The organism is Paraburkholderia sp. BR10936 (assembly GCF_040965735.1).
Taxonomy (GTDB): Bacteria; Pseudomonadota; Gammaproteobacteria; order Burkholderiales; family Burkholderiaceae; genus Paraburkholderia; species Paraburkholderia nodosa_A.
In genome coordinates this window covers 308782-323576 of sequence record NZ_JBFRCM010000003.1, presented here as the reverse complement: position 1 = coordinate 323576, position 14795 = coordinate 308782, and the positions used below count along the sequence as shown (strand labels likewise).

Annotated in this window: 14 protein-coding genes; 10 read left to right on the top strand and 4 right to left on the bottom strand. The window is 65.1% G+C overall.

Annotated features, from left to right (window positions below; genetic code table 11):
• Positions 1-2: 2 nt before the first annotated feature.
• The gene (locus tag AB4Y36_RS08000) at positions 3-764 is read right to left on the bottom strand and encodes a phytanoyl-CoA dioxygenase family protein (protein WP_368682681.1); all 762 of its coding nucleotides are present in this window, start codon (positions 762-764) and stop codon (positions 3-5) included.
• Positions 765-1289: 525 nt separating this feature from the next.
• Here AB4Y36_RS08000 and AB4Y36_RS07995 point away from each other — a divergent pair.
• Positions 1290-1658 carry a hypothetical protein gene (locus AB4Y36_RS07995; protein ID WP_069264679.1) on the top strand — a complete coding sequence of 123 codons (369 nt, stop codon included), beginning with the start codon at positions 1290-1292 and terminating at the stop codon, positions 1656-1658.
• A 125-nt stretch (positions 1659-1783) separates the two neighbouring features.
• Here AB4Y36_RS07995 and metK read toward each other — a convergent pair whose 3' ends face one another.
• Positions 1784-2974, bottom strand: coding sequence for a methionine adenosyltransferase (gene metK / locus AB4Y36_RS07990; protein ID WP_028203182.1), 1191 nt, complete (start codon positions 2972-2974; stop codon positions 1784-1786).
• Positions 2975-3246: 272 nt separating this feature from the next.
• On the opposite strand from metK, the gene AB4Y36_RS07985 reads away from it, so the two are divergent.
• From AB4Y36_RS07985 to hslU, 9 genes are all read left to right on the top strand, one after another.
• Positions 3247-4134, top strand: a complete 888-nt coding sequence (locus AB4Y36_RS07985; RefSeq protein WP_069264677.1) for a lipid A biosynthesis lauroyl acyltransferase — start codon at positions 3247-3249, stop codon at positions 4132-4134.
• A 58-nt stretch (positions 4135-4192) separates the two neighbouring features.
• Positions 4193-5059, top strand: coding sequence for a diaminopimelate epimerase (gene dapF / locus AB4Y36_RS07980; RefSeq protein ID WP_069264675.1), 867 nt, complete (start codon positions 4193-4195; stop codon positions 5057-5059).
• Positions 5060-5189: 130 nt separating this feature from the next.
• A complete protein-coding gene (locus AB4Y36_RS07975) occupies positions 5190-5873 on the top strand; it encodes a DUF484 family protein (protein ID WP_069264673.1) in 684 nt (227 codons plus the stop codon).
• Positions 5874-5930: 57 nt separating this feature from the next.
• Positions 5931-6833, top strand: a complete 903-nt coding sequence (xerC, locus tag AB4Y36_RS07970; protein ID WP_368603814.1) for a tyrosine recombinase XerC — start codon at positions 5931-5933, stop codon at positions 6831-6833.
• A 63-nt stretch (positions 6834-6896) separates the two neighbouring features.
• Positions 6897-8111, top strand: a complete 1215-nt coding sequence (locus AB4Y36_RS07965) for a class I SAM-dependent rRNA methyltransferase (RefSeq protein WP_069264671.1) — start codon at positions 6897-6899, stop codon at positions 8109-8111.
• A gap of 221 nt (positions 8112-8332) precedes the next feature.
• A complete protein-coding gene (locus AB4Y36_RS07960) occupies positions 8333-9424 on the top strand; it encodes a GTP-binding protein (RefSeq protein ID WP_368682830.1) in 1092 nt (363 codons plus the stop codon).
• A 592-nt stretch (positions 9425-10016) separates the two neighbouring features.
• Positions 10017-10436: an RNA polymerase-binding protein DksA gene (gene dksA, locus AB4Y36_RS07955; protein ID WP_028203189.1), complete on the top strand. Its 420-nt coding sequence runs from the start codon at positions 10017-10019 to the stop codon at positions 10434-10436.
• Between the two features lie 339 nt (positions 10437-10775).
• Positions 10776-11312: an ATP-dependent protease subunit HslV gene (gene hslV, locus AB4Y36_RS07950; RefSeq protein ID WP_238465739.1), complete on the top strand. Its 537-nt coding sequence runs from the start codon at positions 10776-10778 to the stop codon at positions 11310-11312.
• 36 nt (positions 11313-11348) lie between these two features.
• A complete protein-coding gene (gene hslU, locus AB4Y36_RS07945; RefSeq protein WP_069264664.1) occupies positions 11349-12698 on the top strand; it encodes an ATP-dependent protease ATPase subunit HslU in 1350 nt (449 codons plus the stop codon).
• Between the two features lie 68 nt (positions 12699-12766).
• On the opposite strand, the gene AB4Y36_RS07940 is transcribed toward hslU, so the two are convergent.
• Together AB4Y36_RS07940 and AB4Y36_RS07935 are read right to left on the bottom strand one after the other, a co-directional pair.
• Positions 12767-13309, bottom strand: coding sequence for a response regulator transcription factor (locus tag AB4Y36_RS07940; protein WP_069264661.1), 543 nt, complete (start codon positions 13307-13309; stop codon positions 12767-12769).
• Between the two features lie 18 nt (positions 13310-13327).
• Positions 13328-14761, bottom strand: a complete 1434-nt coding sequence (locus AB4Y36_RS07935; protein ID WP_368682680.1) for an ATP-binding protein — start codon at positions 14759-14761, stop codon at positions 13328-13330.
• Positions 14762-14795 lie beyond the last annotated feature (34 nt).

Here is a 14795-nt window from a genome sequence, read left to right as displayed (position 1 = left end):
CCTCAGAACCTCACCTCAGGCTTCGACGCCGAGCGCGTGCCCGGCAGCGGCACGTTGCTCGCGCCGTGATAGGTGTACACGAGCGAAAACTTCACCTGATCGCTCTGGTTCTGGCCCGCCGAATGCAGCGTGTTGCAGTGGAAGAAGACCACATCGCCGGCGGCGAGCGTCGGGGCGATGGCGCGATCGATCCACGCCTTGTTCTCGGGCAGGTCGGCGCGGAAGAATTTCGCGGCGTCGAAGTTGTCCGAGGTGAACGGCGCGTCGTGCGAGCCCGGCACGAACCACAGGCCGCCGTTTTCCATCTTCTCCGGCCCGAGCGCGAGCCAGACCGACACGAGGTCGTCGCGCTCGAACGACCAGTAGCGCACGTCGCGGTGCCAGCCCGTCAGGCTGCCGTAGTGCGGGTGCTTCGTCATCATGCAGTTGTGATGCGCACGCGAGAGGACCGGCTCCTCGCCGAAATACAGCTCCATCCACCCCGCGATTTCCGGCGACGTGGCCCATTCGCGATACAGCGCGTGGCGCGAGTAGGCGTCGAGCAGGCGCCGCACCGTGTGGCCGCCGGGAGCGGCCTTCGATTCGGGCGCGCCGGGGTAGCGCAAATCGGCTTCGAATTCGAGCGGCGCCGCAGCCGCCTGCAACTGCTCCTGCGCAACCCGCTTGATCGCCTCGCAGTGCTCGGGCGAAACGAGCCCTGGCACGACCACGAAGCCGCGCTCGCGCAGCGCCTGCACCTGTTCTTTCTTTGAATGGACTGACATGGGACTTCCGTTATGCGATCTCGATGCGAGCAAGGGCCTCAGCCCGCGTTCGTCGCTTCGTCAAACGATAAGGCTGAGGCGTCGGCGCGCGCCGACTCATCGATTGTAAAGCGTGCCGGCACGGCGGGAAGGACCACGCGCTCACACGAAGTGGCTCCATGCGCGCCTCGGATCGAGCCGCACGCGAATGGCGCACGCGCACCGCGATGAAGACAAAGGGCGGGATCGTGTGCATCAAAGACGCGCAGGGCCGGGTATTAACCGACTTTTTGCGGTCACGATTCGCGTGTAGCCTGTCGCGATGTTGTTCGACTTCGCCGAATTCTCATCGCACGGACGGATCGCCGTGAACGCCTTGCCACACAAGGTGCTCCAACAGAAGAATCCGTCGCGTCGCGTCCTACGCCGCGCCATGCGGCCCGTCTCCCGTCCACCGACATCGTGACGCCCTGAAAGACAGGCACGTTTGCTGCTCGATGCAAAGCGTCGCGCAAGGCGCACCTCGAACCCGATTGCTCAACCGCCATGCATACCCTCTTCGATACTCAACGCATGACCCACGCCGCCCACACTGCCCTGAAAGCGGCACGCCCAGCCCGCCGTCACCTCGTGCGCGCACTGCGACACCACGCCGCCCGCACCCGCGCGCTCACGCAACAAGTGCGCGAAGCGAAGCCCGTCGACGGCATGCGCAGCTGGTTCCACTCGTTCTTCGCCGTGCTGCGCATGCGCTCGGGCTCGCGTCACTTCTCGCTGCGCACGCTGCTGTATCGTCCGAATGCACCGCTGCGCACGCTCGCCGCGCCTTCCACGGTTCATGTGGCGCGCAGCACGCGCAAGCCGCGCCGGATGGCCGCGAGCAGTGCGGGCTGGTTCGGCTTCGCGATGCGCTGAGACCCGCGCGCGACCCACGCCGCGCGATCCGCAGAAAACAAAAAACCCCGCACGGGCTTGCGCCCTGCGGGGTTTTTCTTCGCTTGCTTCACTTGAGCCGGCGCGAGGCCGGCTTATGCGAACGCTTACGCGACGGCTGCGCTCACCGGCTCCGTGCCGGCGGCTTCGGCCAGAGTCAGCGCCTTGTCGGTCGCTTCCCACGAGAATTCCGGCTCTTCACGGCCGAAGTGGCCATAAGCGGCGGTCTTTTCGTAGATCGGGCGCAGCAGGTCGAGCATCTGGATGATGCCCTTCGGACGCAGGTCGAAGTGTTCGCGCACGAGCTTCGTGATCGTCGCGTCCGAAACCTTGCCGGTGCCGAACGTGTTGACCATGACCGAGGTCGGCTCGGCCACGCCGATGGCGTACGACACCTGAATCAGGCAGCGCGACGCGAGGCCGGCGGCCACGATGTTCTTCGCGACATAACGGCCGGCGTAGGCTGCCGAGCGGTCCACCTTCGACGGATCCTTGCCCGAGAACGCACCGCCGCCGTGCGGGGCTGCGCCGCCGTACGTATCGACGATGATCTTGCGGCCCGTGAGACCGCAATCGCCCTGCGGGCCGCCGATCACGAAGCGACCGGTCGGGTTCACGAGGAACTTGATGTCGCCCTTGATCAGCTCGGCCGGCAGCACCGGCTTGATGACTTCCTCGATCACGGCTTCGCGCAGCGTGCCGAGGTCGATGTCCGGCGAGTGCTGGGTGGAGAGCACGACGGTGTCGATGGCGTGCGGCCGGCCGTCGACGTAGCGGATCGTGACCTGCGACTTCGCGTCCGGACGCAGCCACGGCAGACGGCCGTCGCGGCGCAGGTTCGACTGGCGCTCGACCAGACGGTGCGACAGGTGGATCGGCAGCGGCATCAGCTCGGGCGTTTCGTCGCACGCATAGCCGAACATCAGGCCCTGGTCGCCGGCGCCCTGGTCGAGGTTGTTGTCGTGCGCGCGGTCCACGCCCTGGGCGATGTCCGGCGACTGCTTGTCGTAAGCGACGAGCACCGCGCAGCCGCGGTAGTCGATGCCGTAGTCGGTGTTGTCGTAGCCGATGCGCTTGATGGTGTCGCGCGCGACCTGGATGTAGTCGACGTTGGCCGTCGTGGTGATTTCACCGGCCAGCACGACGAGACCCGTGTTGCACAGCGTTTCCGCTGCAACGCGCGAGTACTTGTCCTGCGTGAGGATGGCGTCGAGGATCGCGTCCGAGATCTGGTCGGCGACCTTGTCCGGATGGCCTTCGGAGACGGATTCGGAGGTGAAGAAATAGTCGTTTGCCACGTGTCTAGCTCCTTGTAGCTGGTGACGGTTGAGTTCACGTAGCCAGCTTCGGGAGCTTTGAAGCGGCGACGCTTTAGCGGAATTGCTGCCCGGTTGCCATGATTCGCGTTCGATTACGCGCAGTTCACAGCCCACCGGCTTCGCCCCGCAAGTTGTCTATTAACTCGGCGAAGCCCTTATTATAGCGACTTCCTTAAATTGTCGCAGAGTCTCTCCCGCGTGCCGCTCATCGTCCCCTTCACAGTTCGCAAGCCCTGCAGCGGAGTTGCCGCATGATAGGCAAACTCGGCTCCCGTTTCGCCATCGGCCTGCTCAAGCTGTTCGCGATCCTGCCCTATGGCTTCGTCGCGCGTCTGGGCGACGGCCTCGGCTGGCTGCTCTACAAGATCCCGAGCCGGCGCAAGCGCGTCGTTCATACGAATCTGCGCCTGTGCTTCCCCGAATGGAGCGACGAAAAGCGCGAGGAAGTGGCGGGGCTGCACTTTCGCCACGCCATTCGCAGCTACATGGAGCGCAGCGTGCAATGGTTCGCCTCGGCGAAGAAGCTCGAAAAGATCGTCGAACTCGACAGCGAGATCGATCTCACCGATCCGAACCTGCCGCCGACGCTCTTTCTCGGCCTGCATTTCGTGGGCATCGAGGCGGGCTCCATGTTTCTGAACTACTCGCTGCACCGGCCGTGCGGCTCGCTCTACCAGCCGTTCTCGAACCCGGAATTCGAAGCCGCGGCCAAGGCGGGACGCAGCCGTTTCGGCGCGGAAATGGTGAGCCGCGCGGACAGCGCGCGCGCCGTGCTGCGCTGGCTGCGCGACAAGAAGCCCGTGATGCTCGGCGCCGACATGGACTACGGCATGCGCAATTCCACGTTCGTGCCCTTCTTCGGCGTGCCGGCGTGCACGCTCACTGCGGTGGGACGTCTGGCGAAGGTGGGTCATGCGCAGGTGGTACCGTTCATCGGCGAGGTGTTGCCCAATTACAAGGGTTATCGGCTGAAAGTGTTCAAACCTTGGGAAAATTATCCGACCGGCGACGACGATCTCGACGCGCGCCGCATGAACGCTTTCCTCGAAGAACAGATTCCGCACATTCCCGAGCAGTACTACTGGGTCCACAAGCGCTTCAAGACGCGGCCGCCAGGCGAGCCGAGCGTCTATCACTGAGCGTTGCGCACACGACCCGGGCCCGGGTTTTCGCCCGGGCCTCGCTTACAATGACGGCATGAAACTCAAATTCACCAAGATGCACGGCGCGGGCAACGACTTCGTCGTGCTCGACGGCTACAGCCAGGACCTCGCGCTCACGCCCGAGCGTGTGCGCGCGCTCGCCGATCGCCACTTCGGCATCGGCGCGGACCAGTTGCTGCTGGTCGAGAAGCCGACCGTGGAAGGCGTCGACTTCCGCTATCGCATCTTCAATTGCGACGGCGGCGAGGTGGAGCACTGCGGCAACGGCGCGCGCTGCTTCGTGAAATTCGTGCGCGACCGCAAGCTCACCGATTCGAATCGCGTGCGCGTGCAGGTGCAGAAGGGCACGATCACGCTCGTCGTGCAGGAAAACGGTGAAGTCGTCGTCGACATGGACCGCCCGGAGTTCGAGCCGGCGCACGTGCCGTTCAACGCGAACGGCCTGGAAGGCCGCCGCGAAGGCAACGACACGCTCTGGCCGCTCGACGTGAACGGCGCCCGGCGCTGGGTGTCGGTCGTCTCGATGGGCAATCCGCACGCGGTGCAGGTCGTCGACGACGTCGAGGCGTACCCGGTGAAAGCCGAAGGCGCGGTCATCGAAACGCATGCGCGCTTCCCGAACAAGGTGAATGCCGGTTTCATGCAGATCGTTTCGCGCCACGAAGTGAAGCTGCGCGTATTCGAGCGCGGCGCGGGCGAAACGCTCGCGTGCGGCACGGGCGCATGCGCGGCCGTGGCGGCGGGCATTCGCCGCGGGCTGCTCGACACGCCCGTGAAGGTGCATACCCACGGCGGCCTGCTGACGATCGCCTGGGACGGCGCGCGCGACGAATCCGCCGCGCTCACCATGGCGGGCCCGGCCGCCACGGTGTTCGAAGGCGAGATCGAGCTGGCCGACTGACACGCAACATCGGCCTCGTACGGCGCGCGCAACGAGAGAACGTCGCGCCGCACGACTACTCGAAAACAATCAACCGCATGACAGACTGCGCGCCGCCGTGCGCGCCTCACAACTACAACGCGTCCACAACATGAACGATCGCGAAGTTGCCGACTATCTGCTCGCCCACCCCGATTTTTTCGTTGAGCACGCCGAACTGCTCGCGACGATCAAGCTAGGCAATCCGCACGGCAAGGCTGCCGTCTCGCTGCAGGAGCGCCAGATGGAAATGCTGCGCGAGAAGAACAAGCATCTCGAGCGGCGTCTTTCTGAGCTGCTGCGCTACGGCCACGAGAACGATTCGATCGCCGCGAAGTTCAACCGTTGGACCACGCGCATGATCGCCGAGCGCGACCCGTACGCGCTGCCGCGCTCGATCACGCAGAACCTGCGCGACGTGTTCGACATGCCGCAAGCCGCGCTGCGCGTCTGGGACGTTGCCGAGTCCTACAGCCAGGCCGATTTCGCGCGCCATACCGGCGAGGAAGTGCGTATCTTCGCGAACAGTCTCGACACGCCGTATTGCGGCGCGAACACCGGCTTCGAGGCCGCGCAATGGCTCGACTCGAGTGAAGGCGCCGCCGAATCGGTCGCGATCATCGCGCTGCGCGCCCCCGCTGTGGCCTCGAACGACGCGCCAGGGGGCGAAGCTTTCGGCCTGCTGGTGATGGGCTCGCCCGACCCGCGCCGCTTCCACGAAGGCATGGCCACCGACTTTCTCACGCAGATCGGTGCATTGGCGAGCGCGGCGCTCTCGCGCCTGCTGCCGCACTGACGCACACCGAAGCCGCCCAACGTGAACCCAACCGATCCGATCGCCGACTATCTCGCGATGCTCGAACACGAGCGGCGGCTCTCGGAGCACACGCTGCGCGGCTACGCGCATGAACTCGACGAGCTGAAGAAGCTCGCGAGCGACAAGCCGCTCGAAACGGTCACCGCCGCGCAAGTGCGCGGCGCGGTGGCGCGCGCGCACGCGGGCGGCCTCTCGGCGCGCTCGATCGCGCACCGGCTGTCGGCCTGGCGCGCCTTCTATCGCTGGCTCGCGGGGCGCATCGAAATGGACGCGAATCCCGTGGCCGCCGTGCGTGCGCCCAAGCGCGCCAAAACGCTGCCGAAGGCGCTTTCCGTCGACGACGCCGCGCATCTCATGGAAGCGCCTGCCGTCGCCGGCACAGAGGAAGGCGGCCCCGAGGCGTTGCGCGACCGCGCGATGCTCGAGCTGTTCTACTCGTCGGGGCTGCGGCTCGCCGAACTCGTGGGACTCGACGTGCGTTACGTCAAGCGTGACGGCTACGAATCGGCGGGCTGGCTCAAGCGCGACGCCGCCGAAGTCGAGGTCTTGGGCAAGGGCAACCGTCACCGCATGGTGCCGGTCGGGCGCAAGGCGCTCGACGCGCTCGACGCCTGGCTCGCCGCCCGCAGCGCCTTCGTGAAGCACGACGACGCCCCGCTTTTTCTCTCCGTGCGCGGCAACCGCATGGCGCCCGGCGTGGTGCGCGAGCGCGTGAAGCGCGCCGCCATCGCGGCGGGCATTCCCGCGAACGTGCACCCGCACGTGCTGCGGCACTCGTTCGCCACCCACCTGCTGCAGTCGAGCGGCGACCTGCGCGCCGTGCAGGAACTGCTCGGCCACGCGAGCATCTCGGCAACCCAGGTCTACACGTCGCTCGACTTTCAGCATCTCGCGAAGGTCTACGACACCGCGCATCCACGCGCCAAGAAGCGCGATTGATACGCCACGGCGCTCGTGCAACGCTGCGCGACACGAGTGCCGTTACCCAGCATCGAAGCCATCATGAATATCGTCACCCTCAAGCCGTCCAAAGAAAAATCCCTGCTGCGCCGCCATCCGTGGGTCTATGCGAACGCGATCGACCGCGTGGAAGGCAAGCCCGCGCCAGGCGCGACCGTGATCGTGCGCTCGGCCGACGGCCGCTTCCTCGGGCGCGCCGCCTACAGCCCGCATTCGCAGATTCGCGCACGCGTGTGGAGCTTCGACGAAAACGAGCCCATCGACCACGCGTTCTTCAAGCGACGCGTGCAGCGCGCCGTGGCCGACCGCCGCGCGATGGTGAGCGGCACGGGCGCGGTGCGCCTGATCTTCGGCGAGGCCGACGGCCTGCCTGGCCTGATCGTCGATTACTACATCGAAGACGGCGGTGATGTTGCACAAAGCGGCCGCGGCCAGCTCGTGTGCCAGTTCATGGCGGCGGGCGTCGAGGCGTGGAAGGAGGCGATCGTCGCCGCGCTCACGTCGGCCACGGGCTGCCCGAACGTCTACGAGCGCTCGGACGTGTCGATCCGCGAGAAGGAAGGGCTCGAACAGATCACCGGCCTGCTCGCAGGCGACGAACCGCCGGCCACGATCATCACGAGCGAGAACGGCGTGCGCTATCACGTGGACGTGCGCAACGGGCACAAGACCGGCTTCTACGTGGATCAGCGCGACAACCGCGCGCTCGTGCAGACGTACGCGCGCGAGCGCGAGGTGCTCAACTGTTTCTGCTACACCGGCGGCTTCTCGCTCGCGGCCATGAAGGGCGGTGCGAAACGGGTGGTGTCGATCGATTCCTCGGGCGAAGCACTCGCCACCGCGCAGAAAAACGTCGAGGCGAACGGCTTCGACGCCGCGCTCGCCGCCTGGCTCGACGCCGACGCCTTCAAGACGCTGCGCCGGCTCTACGACGATGGCGAGCGCTTCGATCTCGTGGTGCTCGATCCGCCCAAGTTCGCGGCCTCGCGCGAGCACGTGGACCGCGCCGCGCGCGCCTACAAGGACATCAACCTCACGGGTTTCAAGCTGCTGCGTCCGGGCGGTCTGCTGTTCACGTACTCGTGCTCGGGTGCGATCGATTCGGCGCTGTTCCAGAAGATCGTGGCCGGCGCCGCCGCCGACGCCAGGGTGGACGCGCGTATCCTCAAGCGCCTTGGCGCCGGTGTGGATCATCCGCTGCTCACGGCATTCCCGGAAGGCGAATATCTGAAAGGCCTGCTGTTGCAAATCGCCTGAGACGGCCTTACTTGAGGCTTTTCGGCGCCGCGCCGGAACGCCTTTCGGGCCGCCTGTTCGCGCCCCGATTGGGCCTCACGCCCGGCCGCCGCATGCGGGCGCGGCGCAGATATGTTTCAATAGGAAGTTATGTTGTAACACTCGAAGGCAGCGACAGCACGAAGCGGCGCGCCTGAACGTACCCCTCGAACACCTACCAGGCAGACAGCATGGCAACCAGCATGATTCCCGTCACCATCCTGACCGGCTTTCTCGGCAGCGGTAAAACCACGCTGCTCAAGCGCATCCTGAACGAGAAGCACGGCATGAAGATCGCCGTGATCGAGAACGAGTTCGGCGAAGAGAACATCGACAACGAAATCCTCGTGCAGGACAGCACCGAGCAGATCATCCAGATGAGCAACGGCTGCATCTGCTGCACGATTCGCGGCGACCTCGCGCGCGTGCTCGGCGATCTCGCGCAGCAAAAGCGCGACGGCAAGCTGGACTTCGACCGCGTGGTGATCGAAACCACCGGCCTCGCCAATCCGGGCCCGGTCGCGCAGACGTTCTTCATGGATAACGAGATCGCCGACGAATTCCTGCTCGACGCGATCATCACGCTCGTGGACGCCAAGCACGGCAACCATCAGCTCGACGAGCACGAAGTGGTGCAGCGCCAGGTCGGTTTCGCCGACCGCCTCTTCATCACGAAGGCCGACCTCGTCGACGAGAATGAACTCGCCGATCTGCGTCATCGCGTGCTGCACATGAATCCGAAGGCGCAGATCCGCCAGGTCAATTTCGGCGAGGCCGACATCAAGGAAGTGTTCGACCTGCGCGGCTTCAACCTGAACGCGAAGCTCGAAATCGACCCCGACTTCCTCGCCGAAGACGATCATGCTCATGCTCATGCGCATCACGATCATGACCATGACCACGCGCATGACCATGACCACGCTGATTGCGACCACGATCACGGCCAGTGCGACCACGAAGGCCACGATCACGCCCACCACCATCACGCACACCACGACGACAAGATCAAGTCGTTCGTCTACCGCAGCGACCGTCCGTTCGATCCGAACCGCCTCGAAGACTTCCTCGGCGGCATCCTGCAGATCTACGGCGAGCGCCTGTTGCGCTACAAGGGCGTGCTCTACATGAAAGGCGTGGACCGCAAGGTGGTGTTCCAGGGCGTGCACCAGATGATGGGCAGCGATCTGGCCGCCAAGTGGCTGCCGATCGAGAAGAAGGGCAGCAAGATGGTGTTCATCGGCATCGAACTGCCGCAGGACCTCATCACCGACGGGCTCGACGCCTGCCTCGCCTGAGCGGCTCCCCCGCTTTTCCCGATACGCCCGGCCCGCTGCCGGGCGTTTTCGTCTGGAGTTTGCACTGCGACGCAGCGCCGGCGCCACGTTTGCGGCCGGCGCAAAGCATTCCTTCCGGTTCTGTGCGTCAAATAACGTACCCGACCATCGCTTTTTCACGATTGGCGCGTTATATTTTCTGGATATCGACCGGTGCGCAAACGGCCTGGCGACAGGCGGGTGACAGCAGGGATTTCCCGCTTGCGGCGCGAGTTTGCGGTTCGGTTACAATACGGCCCCACTGGAAGAGAGGTGCCCCGGAATTCCCGAGGGACGCCCCGCCGGCAGCGCATCGCGTCGCAGCGCGCAGTCGGTACGATATATGCCTCACAAGCATCTGATGACCGGTTTCCAGAGGAGTTCGGCCCCGCAGCGGCGCTTCGGGCGTCACGACAGTTCATCGTCCGTGCCCGCCAGCGCGCATATAACGGCGCGGTAACTGCGCCTGGCAAAGTGGTAAAGGTTGGTAACGGCCACCGCGGCCACTGCGGGCAACACAAAAGTGCAGGCAAGATGTGCCAGTTTTGCCTCACTCATTGAAGAAGCAAGCCAGATGACGACGAAACGACTCTTGACCGAAGCCGAAATCCTGAAGATGAGCGACAAGGATTACATGAACGAGGATCAGCTCGCCTTCTTCAAGAACCGGCTCGAACAGCTGCAGGCGGAAATCCTCCGCAATGCGGGCCAGACCACCGAGAATCTGCGCGAAACCGTGATCGTTCCCGATCCGGCCGACCGCGCGACGATCGAAGAAGAGCATGCGCTCGAGCTGCGTACGCGCGACCGCGAACGCAAGCTGCTCAAGAAGGTGCAGCAATCGCTCGCGCGCATCGATTCCGGCGACTACGGCTGGTGTGAAGAAACGGGCGAGCCGATCGGCATCCCGCGTCTGCTCGCGCGCCCGACCGCCACGCTCTCGCTCGAAGCGCAAGAGCGACGCGAACTGCGCCAGAAGCTGTTCGGCGATTGAGCTTTATTCTGGCCGCGAAGCCCTGCTTGCGCGGCTAGCGACTTGCCTTCCCTGTCGAAGCGCACGGAGCCCCGTGCGCTTTTTTCTTTTGCGCGTGGCCGCGGCGCCACCGAGCCGCCGTGCCGTTTTCTGCGCCCGCGGCCCTTGATATGCCCATCGCCGCCCTAAACTCCAGGTGATATGCGCTCGCGGCGCGCGAGAAGCGCGCGCGACGCGCCCGGATTCAGGGCGGCCGCGCCCGCAGCGTGCACGGCGCGCGAGCACCGCGGCGCCCACCCGAAAGCGGCAGGCATACCACCTTCGCATCCAACCCGGCATCAACGGTAAAAAGGAACGCACATGGAGCAATTTCACGGCACGACGATCGTATCCGTGCGGCGCGGCGACAAGGTCGCGCTCGGCGGCGACGGCCAGGTCACCCTCGGCAACATCGTCATGAAGGGTGGCGCGAAGAAGGTCCGGCGCATTTACGGCGGCAAGGTCATGGTCGGCTTCGCCGGCGGCACCGCCGACGCGTTCTCGCTGCTCGACCGCTTCGAAGCCAAGCTCGAAAAGCATCAGGGCAACCTCACGCGCGCCGCCGTCGAACTCGCCAAGGACTGGCGCACCGACCGCATGCTGCGCCGCCTCGAGGCCATGCTGATCGCCGCCGACGCGACCACCACGCTCGTGATCACCGGCAACGGCGACGTGCTCGATCCCGAAGAAGGCATCTGCGCGATCGGTTCGGGCGGCGCGTATGCGCAGGCCGCGGCTCGCGCGCTCGTGGAGAACACCGAACTCTCGCCGCGCGAGATCGTCGAAAAATCGCTCGAGATCGCGGGCGACATGTGTATCTACACGAATCACAACCGCGTGATCGAAACCATCGAATAACTCGCCAACCGACCGTACCGACGAGAAGGAATCAGGATGAGCACCATGACCCCCGCCGAGATCGTCTCGGAACTCGACAAGCACATCATCGGCCAGGCGAACGCGAAGAAGGCCGTGGCCGTCGCGCTGCGCAACCGCTGGCGCCGCCAGCAGGTCGCCGAGCCGCTGCGCCAGGAAATCACGCCGAAGAACATCCTTATGATCGGGCCGACGGGTGTCGGCAAGACCGAAATCGCGCGTCGTCTCGCGAAGCTCGCTGACGCGCCGTTCATCAAGATCGAAGCGACCAAGTTCACCGAAGTGGGCTACGTGGGCCGCGACGTGGATAGCATCGTGCGCGACCTCATCGAAATCTCGGTGAAGCAGACGCGCGAAACGGAAATGCGCAAGGTGCGCAGCAAGGCCACGGATCAGGCCGAAGACCGCATTCTCGACATCCTGCTGCCGACAGCGCGCCCGGTAGGCTTCGGTTCGTCCGATGCGGCGAGCCACGCCGAAAGCGGCGACAACACCACGCGCCAGACCTTCCGCAAGCGCCTGCGCGAAGGCCAGCTCGACGACAAGGAAATCGAGCTGGACGTCGAGCAGCCGCAAGTGGGCATGGACATCATGGGGCCGCCGGGCATGGAAGACATGACCGAGCAGATCCGCTCGATGTTCGCCAATCTCGGCGGCGGCAAGAAAACGCGCCGCAAAGTGAAGGTCAAGGAAGCGCTCAAGCTGCTGACCGACGAGGAAGCCGGCAAGATGCTCAACGACGAAGAGGTCAAGCAAAAGGCCGTGCAGAACGTCGAGCAGAACGGCATCGTGTTCCTCGACGAAATCGACAAGATCGCCTCGCGCAACAACGAAGGCAGCGGTGGCGAAGTTTCGCGTCAGGGCGTGCAGCGCGATCTGCTGCCGCTCGTGGAAGGCACGACCATCAACACGAAATACGGGATGGTGAAGACCGATCACATTCTGTTCATCGCGAGCGGCGCGTTCCATCTTTCGAAGCCGAGCGATCTGATTCCCGAACTGCAGGGCCGTTTCCCGATTCGTGTGGAACTCGACTCGCTCTCCGTGAAGGACTTCGAAGCGATTCTGGTCGCGACCGACGCGAGCCTCGTGAAGCAGTATCAGGCGCTGCTCGCCACCGAGGACGTGCAGCTCGATTTCGCCGAAGACGGGATTCGCCGCCTCGCGGAAATCGCCTTCTCCGTGAACGAGAAGACCGAGAACATCGGCGCGCGCCGTCTGTACACGGTGATCGAGAAGCTGCTGGAAGATGTCTCGTTCGCGGCCGGCAATCACGCGGGCAAGAGCGTGACGATCGACGCTGCCTATGTCGACCGCGCGCTCGGCGAAGTGGCGCAGGACGAAGACCTGTCGCGTTACGTGCTCTAAACGTTACGCATGACGCATGAAAAAGGGACCCCGCGGGGTCCCTTTTCTTTTACCGCTCCGGACTGTGCTTACTGGCGCACCGGGCGCTTCGCGAGCTTGCGCTGCAGCGTGCGGCGGTGCATGTTGAGCGCGCGCGCCGTGGCCGAAATGTTGCCGTTGTGCTCGGCCAGCACGCGCTGGATGTGCTCCCATTCGAGGCGCGCGACCGAGAGCGGCGCCGGGTGCTCGATGGCCTCTTCGGCCTGCACGGCGCTCGCATCGCTTTGGAGTGCCGAGAGAATCATCTCGACGTTGGCGGGCTTGGCCAGATAGTTGTCCGCGCCGTCCTTCACGGCCTGCACCGCTGTGGCGATGCTTGCGTAGCCGGTGAGCACGAGCATGCGTGCGTCCGGCTGCAGTTCGCGCAGCGGCGCGATGAGCGACAGGCCCGAGTCGTTGCCGAGATGCAGGTCCACGGTGATCTGCGAAAACTTCTGCTGATTGGCGAAGCGAATCGCCTCTTCCGCATTGTGTGCCTGCTTCACCTCGAAGCCGCGCCGCGTGAGGCCGCGCGTGAGGATGTCGGAGAACACTTCGTCGTCGTCGATGACCAGAAAACTCATATCGCTCATGCCTGATTCTCCGTGTTGTTACGCGGCGTCGGACCGGGTCGGCCCCTCGCCTGATCCAATCTCCGAACCCGCGGGCGCTGCGCCTTCGCGCGCCGCCGCGGGGTTCGCCTGACCCGCCTTGACCTGCTTCGCCGGCAAGCGCAGCACCGCACGGGTGCCGCGTGGACGGCGCGTGCGCGTGCCGCCGCCGGTTACGGCGCCGGTCGACGTCTCGTCATCCGCGCCGCTCACTTCGCCCGACGCGCTTCCGGGCGGCGTGACGTCGTTGAGTTCGATCGAGCCGCCAAGCCGCGCCGCCGACGAAAACGCCAGATACAGCCCGACGCCGTGACCGCCCTGGGTGCTGTCCACGGGCGCGGCGCCCAGCGAGGCGCGCAGCGAGGACGGAATGCCGGGCCCGGCATCGCAAACTTCGAAATCGACGTAGCCGGCCCGCGCGGCCGCATAGGCGCGCAGCGTCACGAAATCGCGGCTGGCGCGCGCGGCGTTGTCGAGCAGGATGGTGAGGATCTGGCCAACGGCGACGGTGTCGTCGAGGGCGAAGTCGTTCAGTCCATTGTCGAGGAGTTCGAACTTCACGTGCGGATGGCGCAGGCGCCATTGCTCGACGAACGGCCCGAGCCATTCGCTCACGAGCTGGCGCGCGCCGGTGGATGAGGCGCGGCTTCTGAGTCGTGCGAGCGCCGAGGTGCAAAGCGAGATCTGCTTGTCGAGCAGTTCGAGGTCGGGGGCATACGGTTCGAGGCCCTTGTCAGTGCGCGCGACGTCGCGCAGCTCCTCGGTGAGCATGGCGATGGTCGAGAGCGGCGTGCCGATCTCGTGCGCCACGGTAGCGGCCTGCACGCCCAGCGCCACGGCACGCTCGTCGCGCAACAGGCGCTGCTGCGCGTCGCCGAGCGCGGTGTCGCGCTGGCGCAGCGCACGCGACATGCGCGCGACGAACCACACGATCAGGCACACGCTCACCATGAAGTTCACCCACATGCCCGCGCGATAGTAGTCGAACAGGTTGGCGGGATTGTCGAGATTGAGCGGCACGTTATCGAAGCCGAGCAGCACGTAGCAGGCCACTGCGAAGGCCGCGAGCCAGGCGGTGAGATACCACGGCAACACGGCGGCCGCGATGGCGAGCGAGGGCAGGTACAGCGAGACGAACGGATTGGTCGTACCGCCGGAGAGAAAGAGCAGCGCGGAAAGCGCGCCGAGATCGACCCAGAGCTGGCCGAACAGTTCGAGATTCGATTCGGGACGATCCTGCGTGACGCGCAGCCAGGTCACGCCGTTGAACGCCACTTCCATGGCGATCACGAACAGCATGGCGGGCAACGGCAACTGCACGCCGATGAAGAGTTGCACGAACGCGATCGTGCACAGCTGGCCGATGATGGCGAGACTGCGCAGCCAGAACAGATGGCTGAGATTGACGCGAGCACTGACGGTTATGCGATGCATGCTGTCAGTTTACCGGTTAAGACTTATCTGATTC

What these genes read in the sequence shown, in the direction of transcription:
- AB4Y36_RS08000 (WP_368682681.1), bottom strand. Translation starts at nt 764, where the DNA reads ATGTCAGTCCATTCAAAGAAAGAACAGGTGCAGGCGCTGCGCGAGCGC.
- AB4Y36_RS07995 (WP_069264679.1), top strand. Translation starts at nt 1,290, where the DNA reads ATGCATACCCTCTTCGATACTCAACGCATGACCCACGCCGCCCACACT.
- AB4Y36_RS07985 (WP_069264677.1), top strand. Translation starts at nt 3,247, where the DNA reads ATGATAGGCAAACTCGGCTCCCGTTTCGCCATCGGCCTGCTCAAGCTG.
- dapF (WP_069264675.1), top strand. Translation starts at nt 4,193, where the DNA reads ATGAAACTCAAATTCACCAAGATGCACGGCGCGGGCAACGACTTCGTC.
- AB4Y36_RS07975 (WP_069264673.1), top strand. Translation starts at nt 5,190, where the DNA reads ATGAACGATCGCGAAGTTGCCGACTATCTGCTCGCCCACCCCGATTTT.
- xerC (WP_368603814.1), top strand. Translation starts at nt 5,931, where the DNA reads ATGCTCGAACACGAGCGGCGGCTCTCGGAGCACACGCTGCGCGGCTAC.
- AB4Y36_RS07965 (WP_069264671.1), top strand. Translation starts at nt 6,897, where the DNA reads ATGAATATCGTCACCCTCAAGCCGTCCAAAGAAAAATCCCTGCTGCGC.
- AB4Y36_RS07960 (WP_368682830.1), top strand. Translation starts at nt 8,333, where the DNA reads ATGATTCCCGTCACCATCCTGACCGGCTTTCTCGGCAGCGGTAAAACC.
- dksA (WP_028203189.1), top strand. Translation starts at nt 10,017, where the DNA reads ATGACGACGAAACGACTCTTGACCGAAGCCGAAATCCTGAAGATGAGC.
- hslV (WP_238465739.1), top strand. Translation starts at nt 10,776, where the DNA reads ATGGAGCAATTTCACGGCACGACGATCGTATCCGTGCGGCGCGGCGAC.
- hslU (WP_069264664.1), top strand. Translation starts at nt 11,349, where the DNA reads ATGAGCACCATGACCCCCGCCGAGATCGTCTCGGAACTCGACAAGCAC.
- AB4Y36_RS07940 (WP_069264661.1), bottom strand. Translation starts at nt 13,309, where the DNA reads ATGAGCGATATGAGTTTTCTGGTCATCGACGACGACGAAGTGTTCTCC.
- AB4Y36_RS07935 (WP_368682680.1), bottom strand. Translation starts at nt 14,761, where the DNA reads ATGCATCGCATAACCGTCAGTGCTCGCGTCAATCTCAGCCATCTGTTC.